General features: G+C 53.2%; 10 protein-coding genes. 8 read left to right on the forward strand and 2 right to left on the reverse strand.

From position 1 onward, the window contains the following. Positions 1-23: 23 nt before the first annotated feature. The 3 genes from BP95_RS0112010 to BP95_RS0112020 all read left to right on the forward strand — a co-directional run bounded on the left by BP95_RS0112010 (position 24) and on the right by BP95_RS0112020 (position 1,781). Positions 24-491, forward strand: a complete 468-nt coding sequence (locus BP95_RS0112010; RefSeq protein ID WP_021255916.1) for a GNAT family N-acetyltransferase — start codon at positions 24-26, stop codon at positions 489-491. A gap of 173 nt (positions 492-664) precedes the next feature. Next, complete coding sequence (locus BP95_RS0112015; protein ID WP_028532283.1) at positions 665-1,195, forward strand: 2'-5' RNA ligase family protein; 531 nt, start codon at positions 665-667, stop codon at positions 1,193-1,195. 46 nt (positions 1,196-1,241) lie between these two features. Next, positions 1,242-1,781: a GNAT family N-acetyltransferase gene (locus tag BP95_RS0112020; protein WP_021255914.1), complete on the forward strand. Its 540-nt coding sequence runs from the start codon at positions 1,242-1,244 to the stop codon at positions 1,779-1,781. Here BP95_RS0112020 and BP95_RS0112025 read toward each other — a convergent pair. Beyond that, positions 1,778-2,119, reverse strand: coding sequence for a hypothetical protein (locus BP95_RS0112025; RefSeq protein ID WP_021255913.1), 342 nt, complete (start codon positions 2,117-2,119; stop codon positions 1,778-1,780). The genes BP95_RS0112020 and BP95_RS0112025 overlap by 4 nt on opposite strands. Positions 2,120-2,336: 217 nt before the next feature. After that, complete coding sequence (locus tag BP95_RS31900) at positions 2,337-3,425, reverse strand: cohesin domain-containing protein (RefSeq protein WP_051614063.1); 1,089 nt, start codon at positions 3,423-3,425, stop codon at positions 2,337-2,339. Between the two features lie 246 nt (positions 3,426-3,671). Between BP95_RS31900 and ant(6) the strand changes: the two genes are divergently transcribed. From ant(6) to BP95_RS30205, 5 genes are all read left to right on the forward strand, one after another. Continuing rightward, on the forward strand, positions 3,672-4,526 hold the full coding sequence (gene ant(6), locus BP95_RS0112040; protein WP_028532284.1) for an aminoglycoside 6-adenylyltransferase: 855 nt from the start codon (positions 3,672-3,674) through the stop codon (positions 4,524-4,526). A gap of 227 nt (positions 4,527-4,753) precedes the next feature. After that, positions 4,754-4,960, forward strand: coding sequence for a tyrosine-type recombinase/integrase (locus BP95_RS34245; RefSeq protein ID WP_269321445.1), 207 nt, complete (start codon positions 4,754-4,756; stop codon positions 4,958-4,960). A gap of 735 nt (positions 4,961-5,695) precedes the next feature. After that, entirely contained in the window at positions 5,696-6,979 is a 1,284-nt protein-coding gene (gene ectB, locus BP95_RS0112045; RefSeq protein WP_028532285.1) for a diaminobutyrate--2-oxoglutarate transaminase, read from the forward strand. A gap of 439 nt (positions 6,980-7,418) precedes the next feature. Next, a complete protein-coding gene (locus BP95_RS0112050) occupies positions 7,419-7,661 on the forward strand; it encodes a hypothetical protein (protein ID WP_028532286.1) in 243 nt (80 codons plus the stop codon). 45 nt (positions 7,662-7,706) lie between these two features. Continuing rightward, on the forward strand, positions 7,707-22,619 hold the full coding sequence (locus tag BP95_RS30205; RefSeq protein ID WP_081819872.1) for a non-ribosomal peptide synthetase: 14,913 nt from the start codon (positions 7,707-7,709) through the stop codon (positions 22,617-22,619). The last annotated feature ends 110 nt before the right edge of the window (positions 22,620-22,729 follow it).

Raw genomic sequence — 22,729 nt, forward strand, 5'->3', positions numbered from 1 at the left:
AGACTAGCATGAGGAGATCAACTATGAAAAAACTATCTATCCATCCTGTTACGCGGGATAATTGGGAGACTGCTATTCAAATTAAGATTCATGAGGAGCAAGTGCCATTCGTACCTTCTATTTATGAAGCGCTGACGTATGCATATATCAAGCCTTGGGATGAGGCGCTGGATCCCTTTCTTGTATGTGATGAAGAGACTACGATCGGATTTTTCTACATCAGCTATACACCGAATAGCACAGATAATTACTGGATTGGCGGCTTTCAAATCGATAAGTCTTGCCAAGGAAAAGGATACGGCAAACTGGCATTGGGAGGAATCATTGAATTTATTAAAGAGACTCATCCCATGTGCAGGTTGATCTCCTTGACGGTTGAGCAGGACAATAAGCGGGCTCAGCGGCTTTATGAAAGCTACGGCTTTGTGAACCAACAGGAGCATAATCAAGACGACGAAGTCATTTACCAACTGGTTCTTGAAGGATCGTAACGCATGAGACCTCAGATCGTGTTACATCTTTTTTTTCGCTGGATGGCAGATTGACGACACCTCCTAACCGCAATGTTAGCGAATAGATGGCATCGGGATCGATGGGAGAGTCAATTAGTAGCGGGTGACAGCTATTTTGCGTGCTAGTTATCAGGATGAATGGAGAGAATGCTATGAAGTATTTTTTCGGAATTGTTCCACCTTTGAGCATTTATGAAAAATTGATGTCGGTGCGCAATCAATACCATTACTCTGGGGTCGAACCGCATATTACCGTTAAACTTTCGTACGGGACAGGAACGATGTTGCCTGTGAATTGGATGTCCGAATGTAAGAGAATAATAGAAGGATTTCGTTCGTTTTCCGTATCCGTTGGCGAGCTTCGCTATTTCGGTGACAAGGACGTGTTATATATAGGGGCTCATTCTCCCGAATTAATGGAATTACATCGAAAGCTTGTCGCCGTTTTTGAGCCGACTGAAGAACAAACGAAGCGTTGCTTCGAATTGAATTTGTATATCCCTCATTTAACGGTTGCCAAAAAAGAAAGTTTGTCGGAAGAGATTCTCGAAGAAATGGGGCGAACACTTTCTCCACATTTTCGGGATAGACAAACCTTTGATGTTCATGAGATCCGGCTGTATGCGCGGGACGATCAGACTAAGACGTTTCAGAAATATGAGGACATTCAGATGACACGGTAAGTTAACATAGAGCTGCCCACAAAATAACCATAAAGGAAGATGCCTCATGAAGTTGGAATCGCCACGATTGCTTATCCGCGATTTGCGTAGAGACGATTGGCTAGACGTGCATGAATACGCCTCCAATCCTGAAGTAACGAAATATATGCTTTGGGGCCCGAATTCCGAAGCGGATACGAAAGCATATATGGAGGAACAGCTCGAGCAACAGCAAGCTGCCGAGCGAAGCCATTATGAGTTCGGCGTTATATTGAAGGATACGAATACATTCATTGGCGGCTGTGGGATATACCTGCAAGGAAGTAATGCCGAGATTGGGTATTGTTTCAACCGTGATTATCACGGACAAGGATATGCGACAGAAGCGGCGCATGCCTTGCTCAGGTTTGGATTCGAAACCCTCAATGTGCATCGCATTTATGCCACCTGTCGTCCTGATAACATCGCCTCCGCAAATGTCATGAGAAGGCTCGGCATGATGCAGGAGGGGCATTTAAGGGAACATTTATGGAGCAAAGGGATGTATCACGATTCCTATTTATTCTCTATTCTGCAGCACGAGTACGATTATCCGGTGAAATCCTAAGAGTTATCCTTCATGTAAGCAGATCGTCGGCTCGGTCCAAGGCTCTGGATGACTTGTCCTGTATCGGGGTCAATCGCAACTGAAAAATCATAAAAGTTCTCGCTGAACCCTTCCATCCAGTCTACTAGATCCTCCGAATAGAACCAGAACGAGAGGATGCGGGAATCGGACTGTTGTGCTAGACGCTCCTCCCGACAGTCTATGGAGCAGTTGCTGAGATCCAGACCCAACTCATCCGCTTTCGCCTGAGCCGCTTCGATCGCCTTCATCAGATGTGCGGTATAGGTACGATCAATATTAAAGATACTGTTTGGAAATTGCCTATTTTCACACGTCATCGATTTCTCCTCCAATTCATAAGTCCAACGGCAATCATAGTAGGAGATTCCTACGATAACATACTTTATTTTATAGTAGATGTTAGAGGAACGGAATCATATTTCTGTAAATGGAACAGAAAAAACTGACGCCGGTTTGATGCCGACGCCAGTTGCAGCTTATGCTACGGAGATTTCTTATACGGGAAACCTTCCGTGAGCATAAGTTTTTTCGTTATTATTTATTGAAATCATAGTTCGGATTCGCCAAAATCTCTTGTACGAGTTTATTAAGATCCACATCACCGATAGAACCAGCTTGTCCTAACAAATCTTTCAAATCGGTAGTAAGATTGGACTTATCATCCTCATAATAGTAAGCGAGTTGTCCCAGGTGTTTCAGGCTAAAATTCGTATTGGCGTTCGCGATAACTTCAATCGTTTTCTCACCGACATTCTCGGTTGCTAATGTGAGTTCAGTTTTTCCATTGTCCGCAATTTTCGCCTTGGTCGCATCTACCTTGCCTTTTCCTAAGCCGATTGCCTTGAATTTTAGATGTAAGAGAACGCCGTCGCCATTGATCCCATTAGCTTTACCCTTACTTGCCGTAATAAACCGCAATGGATCATCACTGTGATGCACGATCATCATTTTGTCAGTCGTTTCGAAGCCAACGAGTTGAAAACGAGTTTTGTCGTAGTCGATCGTAAAATCTTCTGCATAAATATTTTGCACGTTGTTTAACGCTAGCTGCACTGTAAACTCTTCGTTAAGATACACGCGATCCGAAACAGACGTAACGTCCAGAACCGGTTCAGTAAAAGGAATGTCAGGGTTGAAAGGTTTCAACTCTGCCGAAGCCGGAAGATCGATTCCTTGAAGAATAATATATTCATTATCTTTATTGTTAATAAATTGCACGGAATGTTCTTTATCGGACAATCCGGTAACCTCATATTTCAGTCTATGTGTATAATCCGAAGGTCCTTTTAATGAAAGTGTTTTTGCCTCTTTACCGTCAATGATAACCGAAATATTATCCGAGGCAGTGCTATAATTAATCGAAATAATACGGAATGAAGTGCCTGTAAAGTTAAATTTAAAGGCGGCATCTTTAGCGACGGTTTCAAATTCGATGCCTCCATATTCGTGCCATCCTTTCCCGGAGTAAGTAATCTGAGGAGACTTATACGAATATCTTGTCCATCCTTCTTCAGGCTTCACCAATGTCTCCCCAACCTTTGCCGCCCCGAAAACCGTTGTCACTGGGATCATTAAAAATAACATCAACCCAGCCAAAAAAGCAGAAAGCATTTTTTTGCCCACAAATAAAACCCCCTATATATATTGAAAAAAATTAACAATTCAGCGTACAGCTTACCGGAAAAAACTAACATGAACAAAACAATATTTGATTTATTTTATATATATTTGTAAATGATTTCGAGATTATTTGATAAATTGTCAAAATAATAGTATTCATTCGAGTTTTTTTATACAGGAAATAGAGATTTGAAAATTAAAATATTCTAAATTCGAGTATAGTTGCAAAAGAAGGGAGAATCGAACCTATTGAGAAAAGAACGAGAAATGATGGACATGTTCATCGAGTTTGCCAAGCAGGATGATCGTATCCGATTGGCGACCCTGGAAGGATCACGCACAAATATAAACATTACCCCAGATGCATACCAGGATTACGACATTTCTTATTTTGTGACCAATCTCGATTCCTTCAAAGCGAACGATCAATGGCTGGATGCATTCGGGGCACGATTAATGATGCAAAAACCTGAGAACATGGAGCTGTTTCCACCCGAACTCGGAAATTGGTTTTCCTATCTTATCTTGTTCGAGGATGGCAACAAATTAGACCTGACACTGATCCCTTTGAATGAAGTCGAAGCTTATTTCACCGATAATGACGGCTTGGTTGAGGTACTGCTTGATAAGGATACGCTTATTCCTAATAAAGTTGTGCCGAATGACAGCCAATACTGGATCAAGAAACCGAGCGCAAGAGAATACGATGACTGCTGCAATGAGTTTTGGATGGTGTCGACCTACGTTGTAAAGGGATTGGAGCGTAAAGAAATCCTGTTCGCCATTGACCATCTGCACGAAGTCGCCCGTCCTAATTTGCTAAGAATGATGGCATGGCACATTGGCGCAGAGCGAGGTTATACCTTTAGCGTGGGGAAAAACTATAAGTTTATAGATCGTTACTTGCCACCTGAAGATTGGGAGACGTTACTCGCAACGTATGCTGAGAGCAGCTATCCAAGCATGTGGCAATCTTTATTTGCTTGCTGTGAGCTATTTCGGAAATACTCGAAAGCTGTAGCTGAACATCACGGATACATGTATCCCGATTATGATCAAGTAATCACAACTTATATAAGGGGAATTTACGACTCATTGTCTTGATGACCGCAGCATACAGAGTGATGAACAGGTAAACATCTATCTGCAAGTTGATAAGGTTTCTGCAAGACAAATATGGACTGGATTCACCTAATAAGGACACATTGACTCGTAATGATGAGAATAAGCCATCGTTATGTTTTTACCGAAAGTATCGGGGCATCTCTATGTAAGTTAATATTTCCAACCAATATTACACAGCCTCGATATTCTAGGGAAGAGTGAGTAAGGTGAGTATAAGCGGTATTTGCGGAGCGAACGGTACAAAAGGCTTTTGGGGAGGGGATGGCAAGGGCTTCAATTTAAAACCAGATACCGTCCATTCACTTCGTCATTCGTTCGCCACTCACTTACTGGAAGCCGGTACGGATTTACGATACATTCAAGAGCATCTTGGCATCAAAGTTCGGAATCACGGTAGGCTATACACATGTTAGTAAAGATCGAGTTAGACGCATTATGAGCCCACGGGATCGGATTATGAGTGAAATGAGAGAGGATGGAACTGACTCGAACCCTACGACCCAAGGAGGCTAGAGGTTCATACATCCATCCATTTTTATACTTGTTTGCGAAGTTCGTAGATATCACTGAATAATTAACCAAATAGAATCAATTATTGGACAGAATGTTATGAATGTTTCAGTAGACAATGGATTTTCCAGCCGAATATCCAGCTGACATCCAGTCACGTTTCCAGCCAGGCTTCCGGAAATTCATGAGGTAACCATGTTAAGTTATCGAAAACGCAAGGATTCGGAGCACCAGCAGAGAATGTATACAGGTAATATACCCCAAATCGGGCCCCCCTTTGAATGTCGACACGCGTCGAATTCCTCGATTGATGGCAAACCATTCCCAACGTTTCTTCTTTATTCGCACTTATATGGCAAAATATTCAAATTAGACTAAAGCTTTACTATGCATTCTTCGAAACTTTGATATAATTCTATTTGGATCATATTTCCTATTATGATAGGGCATAGAATTGAAGGGTTTTTATACCTATTCAAGCTGTGCGAGAGAGACCAGTCCACTGGCTACTAGAAAGCCTGCATGCGGGGACCGACAATGGTGGAAAATGACAGCCGAGAATATGTTGCTCCATGACGTCAGAAGGTTCAGAAAGGTTGTAACCAACCTTATCCCAATTCCGATGGAGGATGAAGCGCGTGAACATTTTTGAAAAACTGGAATCCAATGTAAGATCTTACTGCAGAAGCTTTCCGGTGGTATTCGACCGGGCCAAGGGGGACCTCTTATATTCTGAGGACGGAAGAGCATATATTGATTTTTTTGCAGGTGCTGGGGCACTGAATTACGGTCATAACAACGATTATATCAAGGACCGGGTTCTCGATTACTTGACCTCCGACCGGATTATGCACGGTCTGGATATGTATACAATGGCCAAGCGTGAATTCATCCAAAGCTTCTCGGAGCGGATCCTGAAGCCGAAGAAGCTGAATTACAAGCTTCAATTCTGCGGTCCGACGGGGACGAACGCGGTGGAAGCGGCCTTGAAGCTCGCACGCAAGGCGAAGAAGAGAAACGGGATATTCGCATTCATGGGAGGCTTCCACGGCATGTCGCTTGGCAGCCTGTCGGCAACAAGCTCCAAGTCAATGAGGGAAGGGGCGGGGCTTCCTCTGGGCGGCGTTACGTTCATGCCGCACCCGAGTGGGGCTTTCGCAGAAATGGATACGCTCGGCTATATCGAGAATATCCTGACTGATTCGCACTCCGGAATCGACAAGCCGGCCGCCATCCTGCTTGAAACGGTACAAGCCGAAGGCGGAATTCACGTCGCCGATGCGCAGTGGCTGCGAGGGCTGCAGCAGCTTTGCCGCAGGCACGATATCCTGCTCATTACCGACGAGATTCAAGTCGGCTGCGGCCGGACAGGCGAATTCTTCTCCTTCGAACGTGCGGGGATCGAGCCGGATCTCATTACCCTGTCGAAGTCGATCAGCGGGTACGGCCTGCCAATGTCCCTCCTGCTGCTGAAGCCTGAACTGGATCTCTGGACGCCGGGCGAGCACAACGGCACCTTCCGCGGCAACCAGCTCGCTTTTGTGGCCGCCAAGGCCGCTCTCGAGTTCCGGGACAGAGCCGCCCTGGACGCCGAGGTGAAGCAGAAGGAAGAGTTTGTACGCTCGTTCCTTGACAAAGAAATCAAGCCTTTGCATCCGTCGATCGCGATCCGCGGACTCGGCCTGATCTGGGGCATTGACGTCTCGGGCTTCACGGATGAAGCCGGGGCGAAGCGGATGACGGAGATCAGCTTCGAGAACGGGCTCATCATTGAAAGAGCCGGCAGAGGAGACCACGTGCTGAAGATCATGCCTCCGCTGACCGTATCGATGGAGCATCTTGCCGCCGGCTGCGACATTATCAAGTCCAGTATACAGCAGGTGATCTCTCATGAGACCCAGGATTTGCTGGTAACGACCTAAGCTCGGCCAAGCCGGTGAGCGTCCCGGCAAGAGGCATGGAAGTGCCTTCCTGAGGCCGTGTGGCTCTGATGTTAAGATAACGTTTTTACCCCATTGGAAGATTTTCTCCCCATGCTGCCTGCGGTACCGTCAGTCAGCATGGAATTCACCGCTAATCCAAGGGCTGTCCCGTTCATGCCACACGGAGCATTCTTTGAGCCTCATGCAGCACCATCTTCACATCTAATCGTCAGGAAAAGCTCACTACCCCGCAGCCGGATCTTTACTTATCCACACCAGGCTGCGGGGAATACATAAGTCGTACATAGAGTGTATCAATACCCCTTAAACATAAGCTTCGACAAAGGCAGTTCCGGTGCCGAATCCGGAGGTACGGCCGACTTCCTGCTGGCCAGTACAAACCCTACAGCAAGCCTTACATCGATGGGAGGAACATCCCTTGTCCATTCCCGAATCCAATTCCGAACCCAATATTAAACCAAGACCGTCTTCGGGCGGCTCGTCCGCAGCAAGCATATGGAGAGGAGCCGGAAGTAGCCGCATCCCTTGCGTAGAACGATTATCTTTGTTGTCTTTCACGCATGGGAGCCGAGTGGGACAGCTGCTAGGCAGAGGATTGCCGCATGCGATCAACTGGGCAAGCGAAGCGGTGACCTGGCGAAAGCCATTGATATTGTTGTGACATGTTTGAAAGGCGGGGAGCAAGGCTGTAGCGTTGCTGCAGCATATGCTCCGCCGGATTGCTTTTACCGATGTAGAGAGGGGGACGATCCAGGTGGCTTTTGAAAAAGAAACGTTGTTTTGGAACGAAAAATTCGGTAGTGACGATTATACCTTGACGCGGCTGCCTTACAGCAAAGCTCCAAGCTCCCAGGCGCCCATTATGACAACCGTCGGCGGTTCGCTTTCGGAGAAAGCGGCGCAGCGCGTCCTTCAAATGAGCAAGGGCGCTCCGCTGGCCGCTTTTATGATTTTGCTCGCCGGTGTTCAGTCACTCTTGCATAAATATACAGGCGCTTCTGACATTCTGGTCGGCATGCCGGTTATACGGAAACCGACGGAGACGCGCCGATCCGTTAATCATACGGTCATTTTGAAAAGCTTGCTTTCGGCGGGATCGACTTTTAAAACGCTTCTGAGCGAGCTGAGGACTTCGTTGCCGGAAGCGATTCAGCATCAACATATTCCGTTCTTGAAAATGACGGAGAAGCTGGATCTGCAATATGCAGACGGGATACCCGTCATCCATACGCTAGTATCCCTTAAGGAGCTGCATCTGGATGAAATTGGGCAAAACGTGGTCACGGATTGTTCCTTTGAATTCAGCTTAACCGGTGGGACGATAAACTTAGCGCTGTCATATAACGAGCACTTATATGACTCCAAGTTCATGACTCGGGTCGTCGGTCATCTGAATCGCCTGCTGGCCGTGGGGCTTCACGAGTTGGAGCTGGACATCGTGCGGGTGGACATGCTGTCGGAGGACGAGCAATTTCAATTGCTGCAAAGCTTTAACGATACCGAGAAGGACTATCCCCGTGATCGGACGATTCATCAGCTCGTAGAGGAGCAGGTGAAGCGGGTGCCTGAAGCAACGGCGATTGTCTTTGAGGGTCGGCGGCTTTCGTACGCGGAGCTGAACGAACGGGCGAACCGGCTGGCGCGGACGCTGCGATCGGTCGGCGTGCTGCCCAATCAGCTGGTAGGCTTGATGGCCAGGAGATCGCTGGAGACGGTTGTTGGCATTCTGGCGGTTCTGAAAGCTGGCGGTGCCTACGTGCCGATCGACCCGGAATACCCGGAAGCACGCATCCGCTACATTCTGGAGAACTCGAACGCGCAGCTGCTGCTGACTCAAAGGGAGCTGCAGCAGCAGGTGCCGTTCGAAGGGACCGTGTTGGCGCTGGATGACGAGCAGGCCTACAGCGATGATGGAACGAACCTGGAGCCGGCCAGCGGTCCGAATGATCTGGCTTATGTCATCTATACGTCAGGTACGACGGGCAAACCCAAAGGAGTCATGCTGGAGCATCGCGGTTTGGTCAGCTTGAAACTGATGTTCGCGGACAGGCTCGGCATCACGGAGCATGACCGGATCGTTCAATTCGCCAGCTTGTCGTTCGACGCGTCCTGCTGGGAAGTGTTCAAAGCGCTCTATTTTGGCGCGACTTTGTACATCCCGACGGCTGAGACGATTCTCGACAACCGCCTGTTTGAGAGTTATATGAACGAGCATGCGATTACGGCGGCGATTTTGCCTCCGACGTACAGCGCTTATTTGAACCCGGACCGCCTTCCCAGCTTAACGAAGCTCGTAACGGGAGGCTCGGCGGTATCGGCCGAATTCGTGCAGCAGTGGAAACCGAAGGTCCACTATTTCAATGCTTACGGCCCTACCGAAGCTTCGATTGTTACGACGCTTTGGGATGCGGATGAGGAGCAGCCGGAGCGCAGAGTCGTTCCGATCGGGCGCCCGCTGGCCAATCACCGGATTTTTATTTTGGATGCCCACCTGCAGCTTGTGCCTCCGGGAGTGGACGGCGAGCTGTGCGTGGCAGGCGTGGGGCTTGCGAGAGGTTACCTGAACCATCCGGAGCTGACGGCAGAGAAGTTCGTGGAACATCCGTTCGCGCCTGGAGAACGCCTTTACCGGACGGGAGATCTCGCCCGCTGGCTGCCGGACGGAAATATTGAGTACTTGGGCCGGATCGACCATCAGGTGAAAATCCGTGGATTCCGGATCGAGATCGGCGAGATTGAAGAGCAGCTTCTGAAGATTGACTCCGTGCAGGAGACGATGGTAATCGCGCGGGAAGGCAAAAGTGGGCAAGAATTGTGCGCTTATCTGGTCGCGGGCCGCCCGCTTACGCTCGGCGAGCTGAGAAGCGCGCTGGCGCAAAATTTGCCGAATTACATGATTCCGGCGCATTTTGTTCAGCTTCCGCGGATGCCGCTCACGCCGAACGACAAAATCGACCGCAAGGCTTTGCCCGCCCCGGAAGGAAACGCGCTGACCGGCGGCGCGTACGTAGCTCCCCGAAATGAAGTCGAGCGGACGCTTGCCGATGTGTGGCAGGCGGTATTGAACGCCGATCGCGTTGGGGTAACGGATCATTTCTTCGAGCTGGGCGGAGACTCGATCAAGTCCATTCAAGTAACTTCGCGGCTTCATCAAGCCGGGTACAAGCTGGATATTCGGGATTTGTTCAAATATCCGACTATCTCACAGCTCAGCCTGCGTGTGAAACCGATCGGACGTACCATTGATCAAGGAGAAATAACGGGTGAAACGGCGCTGACGCCGATTCAGCATTGGTTCTTCGAGAGCTCCTTTGCGGATCCGCATCATTTCAACCAGTCGGTGATGCTGTACCGGAAGGAACGCTTCGACGAAGAGACGGTGCGTCAGGTGCTGCAAAAGCTGGCCGAGCATCATGACGCCTTGCGGATGGTGTTCCGCAAAACGGAACAAGGGTTTAGCCAACGGAACCGCGCGATTCAGGAAGGCGGGCTGTTCACGCTGGACGTGTTCGACTTCAAGGGTGCGGAGAATACCGCACAGGCTGTGGAATCGAAGGCAACGGATATTCAAGCGGGCATCGATCTGGAGAAAGGGCCCCTCGTGAAGGCGGGACTGTTCCGATGCGCGGACGGCGATCATCTACTGCTCGCGGTTCATCATGCCGTGGTGGACGGCGTGTCTTGGCGCATTTTGATGGAGGATTTCGCTCTGGGTTACGAGCAGGCCGGCAAAAGCGAGGAAATTCGTTTCCCAGCGAAAACGGATGCGTACCGCACTTGGTCCGAGCAGCTGGCCGCTTACGCGCAAAGCCCGGAGATTGCAAAGGAACGGGCTTATTGGCAGGCCGTGGAACAAATTGCGATTCCGGACTTGCCGAAGGATCTGGAGGCGGACGTTACGACGCAGCAGGACAGCGAATCGCTGTTCGTCCGTTTGACTCCCGAAGAAACGGAGCTGCTGCTGAAGCGGGTTCACCGGGCCTACAACACCGAAATGAACGATATTTTGGTAACGGCGCTCGGCATAGCCGTTCGCAATTGGACGGGACACGAACGGGTGCGGATCAATCTCGAAGGACATGGACGCGAATCGATCGGAACGGATATCGACATCACGCGCACAGTCGGCTGGTTTACGACCAAATTTCCGGTCGTCCTGGAGCCGGAAACCAACCGGGATTTGGCCTATCAGATTAAACAGGTCAAGGAAAGCCTGCGCCGCATTCCGAACAAGGGGCTTGGGTACGGTGTATGCCGCTATCTCTCCAAATCGGAGGATGGCTTTGTTTGGGGCGCAGAGCCGGAAATTAATTTTAACTACCTCGGTCAGTTCGACGATGATGTCAATCAGGACGAGATCGGCATATCTTCTTATTCCAGCGGAAACCCGGCCAGTGACCGGCAAACCCGCAGCTTTGTGCTGGATATCAACGGCATGGTGCTGGACGGCGCTCTATCGCTCGATCTCAGCTACAGCCGGAAGCAGTATCGCAAGGAAACGATGGAAGCCTTCTCTCAGGAGCTTGAGCAAAGTCTCCGAGAGCTCATTACCCACTGCGCAGGCAAAGAAAACACCGAATTGACGCCTAGCGACGTGCAATTTAAAGGCTTGACCATCGCGGAATTGGAGCAAATCGGCCAGCGCTCGGGCCATGTCGGGGAAATCGAGAATATTTACTCGCTTACGCCGATGCAGAAGGGCATGTGGTTCCACAGCGCGCTTGACCGGCAAACGGCCGCTTACTTCGAGCAGACGCGGTTTACGATGCGGGGAGCGCTCGACGTCCAGCTTTTCGAAAGGAGCTGGATGGAGCTTGCGAAACGTCATCTGGTACTGCGGGCGAATTTTGTGAAAGGACCAGCGGGCGAGCCGCTGCAAATCATATACCGCGACAAACCGGTCGGCTTTGAATATGAAGAGCTGCTTCATTTGCAGGAAGACGAGAAACAAGCGTATTTGGATAAAAAGGCCGAGGATGACAAGCTTCGCGGCTTCGACCTGGAACATGACGCGCTCGTTCGGGTAACGATCCTGCGCACCGAAGAGCAAAGCTATCATGTGCTGTGGAGTTTCCAGCATATTTTGATGGACGGCTGGTGCCTGCCGCAACTGACGCAGGAGTTGTTTGAGACGTACTCGGCCTTGGCATCCGGCAAGCAGCCAGCGGGAGATAAGGGATCGGATTATGGCGCCTATATCGATTGGTTGGAGAAACAGGACGATCAGACGGCATCAGGCTATTGGACGGCATTCCTGGCAGGTTATGAAGGGCAAACCGTACTCCCGGGACAAAAGGAACCGGCACCGAACGGCAGATTTACGGCTGATCACGTCACCGCCGAGCTGGGCAAGGACTTAAGCGAGCGGATGGACCGGGTGGCGAAACAGCGCTTGGTTACGGTCAATACGCTGCTGCAAGCCGCTTGGGGCGTAATGCTGCAAAAATATAACGGAACAAACGATGCCGTATTCGGCAGCGTCGTGGCCGGAAGACCGGCGGAAATCCCGGGTATAGAGTCCATGATTGGGCTGTTCATCAATACGGTGCCGGTCCGCGTCACGAGCGAAGCGGACACCGTGTTCGCCGACCTGATGGCGAAGCTCCAAGAGCGCGCGCTGGAGTCCGGGCGTTATGATTACTATCCGCTGTATGAAATTCAAGCCCACAGCGTTCAAAAGCAGAACTTGATCAACCATATCATCGCTTTCGAGAACTATCCGGTGGACGAGCAGATGGAGCAGGCGGGCGACCAGCAGCACGGCGACCTGACGATCACTGACGTTCAGATGGAGGAGCAGACGAACTATAACTTCAACATGACCGTAGTGCCGGGAGCCGAGATCGAAATTCGGCTCGATTTTAACGCCGAAGTGTTCGATAAGGACAGCATCGAGCGGCTCAAGGGGCATCTCGTCCATCTGCTGGAGCAGGTGACGGATAACCCGGAAATTACCGTGGGCGAGCTGGAACTTGTGACGGAGGCGGAAAAGGTCGACCTTCTCGGACGTTTTAACGACACCACCACGGAATTTCCACGCGGGAAGACGCTCATTCAATTGTTCGAAGAGCAGGCAGAGCGCATCCCGGATGCAGTCGCCATCTCCTTGAATGAGCAAGAGCTGACCTACCGCGAGCTGAACGAACGTGTCAACCGCCTTGCCCGAACCTTGCGCAGCCACGGGATATCCAAAGGACGTCTGATCGCCATTTTGGCTGAGCGTTCCATTGAAATGGTGGTGGGCATGCTGGCGGCACACAAAGCCGGAGCGGCTTACGTACCGATTGACCCGGAATATCCCGAGGAGCGTATCCGTTTCTTGATCGAGGATTCGGGAGGGCAAGTCATGCTGACGCAAAGCCGCTTGCGCGAGCGCCTGGCGGGTTCGGACCCGGTGATCTTACTGGATGACGAGTCCTTCTATCACGAGGACGGAACAAACCTAAATCCGGGCATCGAAGCGACAGATCTAGCCTGCGTCATCTATACGTCAGGCACGACGGGCAAGCCGAAAGGCAACCTTGTTTCGCACCGCAACATCGTGCGGGTCGTGCGAAATACGAATTATATCGACATCACCGAGCGGGATCATGTCCTCCAGCTTTCGAGCTATTCGTTCGACGGAGCGACTTTCGATATTTTCGGCGCTTTGACCAACGGGGCGCGGCTGGTGCTGGTTCCCAACGAGACTTTGCTGGAAATCGGCCGGCTGGCGGATCTCATCCAGCGCGAGCGCATCTCGGTCATGTTTATTACGACGGCTTTCTTCAACATCCTTGTAGATGTGAACGTCGACTGCCTGCGGGATGTTCGGGCGATTTTATTCGGAGGAGAGCGCGTGTCGGTTGGCCATGTGCGTAAAGCGCTCGTCCATATCGGACCGGGCAGGCTCAACCATGTGTACGGCCCGACGGAAAGCACGGTTTATACTACGTACCTTCCGGTCGACTTCGTCGATGACTTAGCGGTTACCGTACCCATTGGACGGCCGATCAGCAATACGACGGTGTATATCGTCGACAGCCGGAACAAGCTTCTGCCGATCGGCGTGGCCGGGGAACTTTGCGTCGGCGGAGAAGGCTTGGTACGGGGCTACAATAACCGGCCGGAGCTGACGGCGGAGAAATTTGTGGACAATCCGTTTGTGCCGGGAGAGCGCATGTACCGGACGGGGGATTTGGCGAAATGGCTGCCGGACGGCACGATCGAATACGTGGGACGGACGGACGACCAAGTGAAAATCCGCGGCTTCCGCATTGAGCTAGGCGAGATCGAAGCTCAGCTTCAGAAAGTGGAGGGAATTCGGAAAACGACGGTATTCGCGAGGGAAAACGCCTCCGGTGAGAAGCAGCTTTGCGCCTATTATGAAGCGGACTGCGAGCTTCCGGCGGCCGAACTGAAGAGCGTGCTTTCCCAGGAACTGCCGGCCTATATGATCCCGGCGTACCTGATCCAGTTGGAGCGGCTCCCGCTGACGACGAACGGCAAGGTTGACCGCCGATCCCTCCCGGCGCCGGAGGAGAGCTTGCAGCCGGGCGGAGGACGTATTCCGCCTCGGACTCCGCTGGAAGCCAGCTTGGCCGGAATTTGGAAAAGCGTGCTCGGACTAGTGCACATTGGCGTTCATGACAACTTCTTCGACCTGGGCGGCCATTCCCTACGGGCGACGACACTGGTGAGCAAGGTGCATCAGGAGCTGAACGTCGAGCTGCCTCTACGCGACGTATTCCGCTACCCGACGATCGAAGAGATGGCTCTCGCCATCTCCCGGATCGGAGAGCAGTCGTTCTCGTCGATTCCGCTGGCAGGCGCAAGAGCATATTATCCGCTTTCCTCAGCTCAGAAGCGGCTGTTTATCCTGAATCAGCTGGAAGGGGCCGATCAGAGCTACAACATGCCGGGCGTGCTTCTGCTGGAAGGATCGATTGACCGGAGCCTGCTGGAGAAGGCTTTCCGCGGACTGATCGCACGGCACGAAACGCTGCGAACCGGCTTTGAGATCGTACAAGGCGAAGCAGTACAGCGCATTTACGAGAGCGTTGACTTTGCCGTCGAGTACCGTCATGCGAGCGAAGAAGAAGCGCCTGAAGTCGTGCAGGCCTTCATCCGGCCTTTCGACTTGGCAAAGCCTCCGCTGCTGCGGGCGGAGCTCGTAGAGCTGGCAATCGAACGTTATTTGCTGATGTTCGACATGCACCATATCGTCTCCGACGGGGTTTCGATGGACGTGTTAGTCGAGGAACTCGTTCGTCTGTACGGCGGCAAGTCAGTAGAGCCTTTGCGCATTCAATACAAGGACTATGCGATATGGCAGCAGTCGGACGAGCAAAAAGTGCAGTTGAAACGCGAGGAAGCATACTGGCTGGACCGTTACCAGGGCGAGCTGCCGGTTCTGGAAATGCCGACAGACTATCCGCGTCCTGCCGTGCAGAGTTTTGAGGGACAAACGCTGACGTCCTTCGTGGACGAGGCAACGAACGAAGGCTTGAAGCAGCTGGCCGCTCAAAGAGGAACGACGCTGTATATGGTGCTGCTTGCGGCATATACCGTGCTTTTGCATAAATACACAGGTCAGAACGATTTGATCGTCGGAACGTCGATTGCGGGCAGAACGCACGGAGACACGCAGCCTTTGATCGGAATGTTCGTCAATACGCTGGCGCTCCGCAATTATCCGGCTTCGGATAAGACCTTCCTGTCGTATCTCGAAGAAGTGAAAGAAACGACCTTAGGCGCTTACGAGCATCAGAATTATCCGTTCGAAGAGCTCGTTGATAAAGTGCAGGTCAGCCGAGATTTGAGCCGCAACCCGATGTTTGACACGATGTTCTCCCTGCAAAACTTGGAGGATAAAGAGTTTAAGCTGGAAGGGCTGAAATTGTCCCCGTACCCTAGTGAATACGGCACGGCCAAGTTCGATCTGAGTGTGGATGTTACGGAAGAAAACGGCGGCCTGGAGTGCAGCTTTGAATTCGCAACGGCTCTTTATAAAGAAAGCACGATCCGGCGGCTGTCGACTCATTTTGGACATTTGCTTGCGGCGATCGTAAGTCGTCCGGATGCGAAGATCGCCGAGCTGAACTTGTTGACGGCAGAGGAAAATGAGCAAATTCTCGGCGCGTTCAACCCGGCGAAGCCGGAAGCGGCTCCTGCGGCCGCGTTCCACCGGCTGTTCGAGGAACAGGTGGAGCGCACGCCGGAAGCGGAGGCCGTCGTGTACGAGAACGACCGACTGACGTATGGGGAGCTGAACGAGCGGGCGAACCGCCTGGCGGCCACGCTGCGCGCAAGCGGCATCGGGCGGGAGTCAATCGTCGTCATTCTCGCCGAGCGTTCGGTGGACCTGTTGGTGGCCGTGCTGGCCGTCTGGAAAGCAGGCGGGGCGTATGTGCCGCTCGACCCGGATTATCCGGCGGACCGCGTTCGGTTCATGCTCGAAGACAGCGGAGCGAAGGTGCTGCTGACGCAAACGCCGCTGCGAGAGCGCGCCGAAGCCTGGCTCGGCGAAGAGGAGCTGGCGCTGGCAGCGGTGCTGTACCTGGACGACGAAGCATCGTACAGCGAGGAGTGGGCGAATGGGCCGATTGGCTCCGGCATGGTCTCCGGCAAGCTGACGGATGCTGTGGATGCCAGCGATGAGAGCCATCAGCATGTCGGCACCGACAGCTTCCATGAAGCCCGGCCGGAGGATCTGGCGTACGTGATCTACACGTCGGGAACGACGGGCAAGCCGAAGGGCGTGATGATCGAGCACCGCAGCCTGGTGAACACGGCGGCGGGCTACCGGCGGGAATACCGATTGGATCAGTTCCCGGTGCGGCTGCTGCAGCTCGCAAGCTTCTCGTTTGATGTGTTCGTGGGCGATATCGCGCGGACGCTGTACAACGGAGGCACGATGGTGATTGTGCCGAAGGACGACCGGATCGATCCGTCTCGTCTGCACCACTGGATGGAGCGAGAGCGGGTCACCATCTTCGAATCGACGCCGGCCCTGATCGTGCCGTTCTTAGAGTACGTGCACGATCAGGGGCTGGATATGAGCTGGATGGAACTGATGATCACGAGCTCGGACAGCTGCAGTGTGGCGGATTACTGGACCTTGCAGGAACGCTTCGGCTCGTTGTTCCGGATCATCAATGCTTATGGCGTGACGGAAGCGGCGATCGACTCCAGCTTCTACGACGAGGAGCTGACGAAGCTGCCGCAGACCGGTCATGTACCGATCGGCAAAGCGTGGCTGAATGCGAAATTCTACATCGTGGACGCGCAACTGAATCCGGTGCCGGTCGGGGTGCTGGGCGAGCTGGTCATCGGCGGAGTCGGCGTGGCGCGCGGGTACTTAAACCGTCCGGAGCTGACGGAAGAGAAGTTCGTAGACAGTCCGTTCGCCGCAGGCGAGCGGCTGTACCGCACGGGAGACTTGGCGCGGTGGATGGAGGACGGCAACGTGGACTTCATTGGCCGGATCGACAACCAGGCGAAAATCCGGGGCTACCGGATCGAGACGGGGGAGATCGAGTCGCAGCTGCTGCGGGTGGAAGGTGTCCGCGAAGCGCTGGTGCTGGTTCGAAGTGATGCGAACGGGCAGAAGGCGCTATGCGCGTATTACACGCCGGATACCGGAGCGGAGTTGGCAGTGAATGTTCTGCGCAGCGCGCTGGCGCAGGAGCTGCCGGGCTACATGATCCCGTCGTACTTCGTGGAGCTGGAGCGCCTGCCTCTGACGCCAAATGGAAAAATTGACCGGAAGGCGCTGCCAGCGCCGGAAGGAGAAGCGGGAAGCGGAACGGAGTACGTCGCACCACGCAATGAGTTGGAAACGAAGCTGGCGGCGATATGGCAGGAGGTGCTTGGGCTTGCGAAGGAGATTGGCGTTTACGACAACTTCTTCGACATCGGCGGCCACTCCCTGCGGGGGACGACGCTGGTCAGCAAGGTGCACAAGGAACTGAGCGTGGATCTGCCGCTGCGCGACGTGTTCCGCCATTCCACGATCGAGAGCATGGCTGCCGCCATTTCCCGGCTGGATGAGCAGACATTCGTTGCTATTCCGGTGGCGGATTACCGGGAGGTGTACCCGCAATCTTTTGCTCAAAAACGTCTCTTTATCCTGAATCAACTGGAAGGCGCGGAGCTTAGCTACAACATGCCGGAGGCGATGCTGCTGGAGGGGGCTTTGGACCGGGCAAGGTTCGAAGAAGCGTTCCGTAAGCTCGTGGCGCGGCATGAAATGCTGCGCACCGGGTTCGAAATGGTGGATGGTGAAGCATCGCAGCGGATTTACCAGGACTTGAATTTTGTCGTGGAGTTCTATCGTGTAGATGAACAAGAGGCCGAAGAGACGGTTCGCCGTTTTGTCCGTCCGTTTGACTTGGCGAAGCCTCCGCTGCTGAGAGTATGCCTTGTCGAGCTGGCTCCGGAACGCCATATTCTAATGTATGATATGCATCATATTATTTCCGACGGTGTCTCCATGGAGATCTTTGTTGATGAATTTGTCCGCTTGTACGGCGGCGAGCAATTGGAGCCTCTGCGCATTCAGTACAAAGACTACTCCGTTTGGCAGCATTCGCATGAGCAGAAGGAACGGCTTCAACATCAGGAGGCGTACTGGCTGGACATGTTCCAAGGCGAGCTTCCGGTGCTGGAAATGCCGACCGACTATCCGCGTCCGTCCGTGCAGAGTTATGAAGGACAAACGCTGGAGTTTTTCTTCGACGCTTCGAAAACCGACGGCCTGAAGCAGCTTGCCTCGGAAACGGGCACAACGCTGTTTATGGTGCTGCTTGCGGCGTATAACGTGCTTCTGCATAAATATTCGGGTCAGGAAGACGTAATTGTCGGTACGCCGATTGCCGGAAGGAATCATGGAGATGTGCAGCCGTTGATCGGGATTTTCCTTAACACGCTAGCTATCCGCAGTTATCCGGCTTCGGAGAAGACATTCCTGTCATACCTGAACGAAGTCAAAGAAACGACTCTCCACGCCTTCGAGCATCAAAACTATCCGTTCGAAGAATTGGTGGATAAGGTGCATGTTACCCGTGATTTAAGCCGCAATCCGCTCTTTGACACGCTATTTACGATGCAGAATACAGAGAACGAGGAATTTGAGCTGGAAGGGCTTCGCCTGATTCCCTATCCGAGCGCACTGGATACCGCGAAGTTTGATATCAGCTTGGATGTGGGCGAGGAGAACGGCGGCTTGGATTACAGCTTCGAATATTCGACGTCTCTATACAAAAGGGAGACGATCGAACGTCTGGCGAAACATTACGAGCAGCTGCTCGTAGCGATCGTAAGCCGTCCGGATGCGAAGATTGCCGAGCTGGACATTTTGACACCAGCGGAAAAAGAACAAATTCTCGGCGAGTTCAACCCGGCGCAGCCGGAAGCGGCTCCTGCGGCCGCGTTCCACCGGCTGTTCGAGGAACAGGCGGAGTGCACGCCGGAAGCGGAGGCCGTCGTGTACGAGAACGACCGGCTGACGTATGCGGAGCTGAACGAGCGGGCGAACCGCTTGGCGGGCACGCTGCGCGCAAGCGGCATCGGCCGGGAGACGATCGTCGGCATTCTCGCCGAGCGTTCGGTGGACTTGCTGGTGGCCGTGCTGGCCGTCTGGAAAGCGGGCGGGGCGTATGTGCCGCTCGACCCGGATTATCCGGCGGATCGCGTGCGGTTCATGCTTGAAGACAGCGGAGCGAAGGTGCTGCTGACGCAAACGGCGCTGCGAAAGCGTGCCGAAGCCTGGCTTGGCGAAGAGGCGCTGGCGCTGGCTGCGGTGCTGTACCTCGACGACGAAGCATCGTACAGCGAGGAGCGGGCGAATGTGTCGATTGGCTCCAGCATGGTCTCCGGCAAGCTGACGGATGCTGTGGATGCCAGCGAAGAGGGCCATCCGAATATTGGCATGGGCAGCTTCCATGAAGCCCGTCCGGAGGATCTGGCATACGTGATCTATACGTCAGGAACGACGGGCAAGCCGAAGGGCGTGATGATCGAGCACCGCAGCCTGGTGAACACGGCGGCGGGCTACCGGCGGGAATACCGGTTGGATCAGTTCCCGGTGAGGCTGCTGCAGCTCGCAAGTTTCTCGTTTGACGTGTTCGTGGGCGATATCGCGCGGACGCTGTATAACGGAGGCACGATGGTGATTGTGCCGAAGGACGACCGGATCGATCCGTCTCGTCTGCACCATTGGATGGAGCGAGAGCGGGTCACCATCTTCGAATCAACGCCGGCGCTGATCGTGCCGTTCTTAGAGTACGTGCACGAGCAGCAACTGGATATGAGCCGGTTGGAGCTTTTGATCACGAGCTCGGACAGCTGCAGCGTGGCGGATTACCGGACCTTGCAGGAACGCTTCGGCTCGTTGTTCCGGATCATCAACGCTTACGGCGTGACGGAAGCGGCGATCGACTCCAGCTTCTACGACGAGGAGCTGACGAAGCTGCCGCAGACCGGCCATGTACCGATCGGCAAAGCGTGGCTGAATGCGAAATTCTACATCGTGGATGCGCAACTGAATCCGGTGCCGGTCGGGGTGCTGGGCGAGCTGGTCATCGGCGGAGTCGGCGTGGCTCGCGGGTACTTGAACCGTCCGGAGCTGACGGAAGAGAAGTTCGTAGACAGTAAGACAACATGGATGGAGGACGGCAACGTGGACTTCATTGGCCGGATCGACAACCAGGCGAAAATCCGGGGCTACCGGATTGAGACGGGCGAGATCGAGTCGCAGCTGCTGCGGGTGGAAGGCGTGCGCGAAGCGGTGGTGCTGGTTCGAAATGATGCGAACGGGCAGAAGGCGCTATGCGCGTATTACACGCCGGATACTGGAGCGGAGCTGGCGGTGAACGATTTGCGCAGCGCGCTGGCGCAGGAGCTGCCGGGCTACATGATCCCGTCGTACTTCGTGGAGCTGGAGCGCCTGCCTCTAACGCCGAACGGAAAGATTGACCGGAAGGCGCTGCCGGCGCCGGAAGGGGAAGCGGGAAGCGGAACAGAGTACATCACACCGCGCACTGAGTTGGAAACGAAGCTGGCGACGATTTGGCAGGAGGTGCTGGGGCTTGCGAAGGAGATAGGCGTTCACGACAACTTCTTCGACATCGGTGGTCACTCCCTGCGGGCAACGACGCTGGCGGGCAAAGTATTTAAGGAATTAAACGTCGACCTGCCGCTGCGCGACGTATTCCGTCACTCGACGATTGCAGCGATGGCTGAGGCGATCGCCCGAATGGAACGGCGGGAGCATGAGGGCATTCCTCAAGCGGAGGAGAGAGAGTATTACCCTCTGTCCTCCGCGCAGAAACGGCTGTTTATTCAGCACACGCTGGATGGAGCGGATCAGCTTTACAACATGCCGGAACTGGTGCAGGTGGAAGGCGAGTTTGATTTAGACCGGTTGGAAGCCGCCTTGCGGAAATTGATAACACGGCATGAATCGCTGCGCACCGGTTTTGAAATCGTGAAGGGGAAAGCGGTTCAGCGGATTTACCCGCAGGTCGATTTTGCTGTCGAGCATCATCAAGCGGATAAAGAGGATGCGGCTCAAATCGAGCAGATCGTCCGCAGCTTCGTTCGTCCATTTGATCTCGGCAAGCCGCCTCTGCTGCGCGCCGGGGTCATCGAGCTGGAGCCGAACCTGTATATTCTCATTTTCGACATGCACCATATGGTGTCCGACGGCGTATCAATGGCGATTGTGATCGATGAGTTCTCGAGTTTCTACGCTGGGAAAGAGCTGCCGTCACTGCGCATTCAATACAAGGATTATGTCGTTTGGCAGCAGTCGAAGGCCTACCGAGAACGGATCGGGCGGCAGGAAGCGTACTGGCTGCAAACCTTCAAAGGCGAGCTGCCGACGGCGAACCTGCCGATAGACTACAAACGGTCTGCGGCTCGCAGCTACGAAGGTGCACATCTGGAGTTTGACGTCGAAGCTTCTCTCTCTACACGGCTGCACGAATTGGCGGCAGAGCGTGAAAGCACGCTGTTCATGGTGCTGCTTGTGGCTTATACCGTGCTGCTGTCCAAATACAGCGGGCAGGAGGACTTGATCGTGGGCACCCCGGTGGCGGGAAGAACGAACGCCGATTTGGAACCGGTCATCGGAATGTTTGTCAATACACTGGCGATCCGCAATCGTCCGTCGGGCGACAAAACGTTTTTGTCCTACCTGGAGGAAGTGAAGGAAACGGCTTTGGGTGCTTTCGAGAACCAGGATTATCCATTCGAGGAGCTCGTGGAACGTTTGAATGTGAAGAGGGAGCCGGGTCGCTTCCCGCTGTTCGATGCCGTTTTCGACCTGCAAAATATCGAAGAACGAGACGTCGAGCTGGAAGGGGTCAGCCTGAAGACTTACGAGCTTGACCATTTGGAAGAAGCGAAGTTCGATCTGACGCTGTTTATGTATGAAAACAACGGGGCCCTGAGCGGGGGCTTCTTCTACGCCACCAAGCTGTTCAAAGAAGCGACGATCCGTACCTTGACCGAGGATTACCTGCGGGTACTGTCACAAATTGTGGAAAATCCGCAACTTGAGCTAAGTCGGATTGAATGTCATAAACCGGCGGCTGGCGCAAAGAGTGCCGTCGATACGATCGAATTCGCGTTCTAATCCTACAAGCGCGTGTTCAAAAAGGTCGGTTTTCAGCACCGAGAAAGTTGGATGAAGCTAGGGCCTGAGGAGCGGAGCGTACGTTTTGGGTACATGAGCACCGGAAGGCC

It is taken from the genome of Paenibacillus sp. UNC217MF (assembly GCF_000686865.1).
Taxonomy (GTDB): domain Bacteria; phylum Bacillota; class Bacilli; order Paenibacillales; family Paenibacillaceae; genus Paenibacillus_B; species Paenibacillus_B suaedae.

Bases quoted from the DNA above. Each gene is read 5' to 3' on its own strand.
- BP95_RS0112010 (WP_021255916.1), top strand. From the start codon at position 24: ATGAAAAAACTATCTATCCATCCTGTTACGCGGGATAATTGGGAGACT.
- BP95_RS0112015 (WP_028532283.1), top strand. From the start codon at position 665: ATGAAGTATTTTTTCGGAATTGTTCCACCTTTGAGCATTTATGAAAAA.
- BP95_RS0112020 (WP_021255914.1), top strand. From the start codon at position 1,242: ATGAAGTTGGAATCGCCACGATTGCTTATCCGCGATTTGCGTAGAGAC.
- BP95_RS0112025 (WP_021255913.1), bottom strand. From the start codon at position 2,119: ATGACGTGTGAAAATAGGCAATTTCCAAACAGTATCTTTAATATTGAT.
- BP95_RS30205 (WP_081819872.1), top strand. From the start codon at position 7,707: ATGCTCCGCCGGATTGCTTTTACCGATGTAGAGAGGGGGACGATCCAG.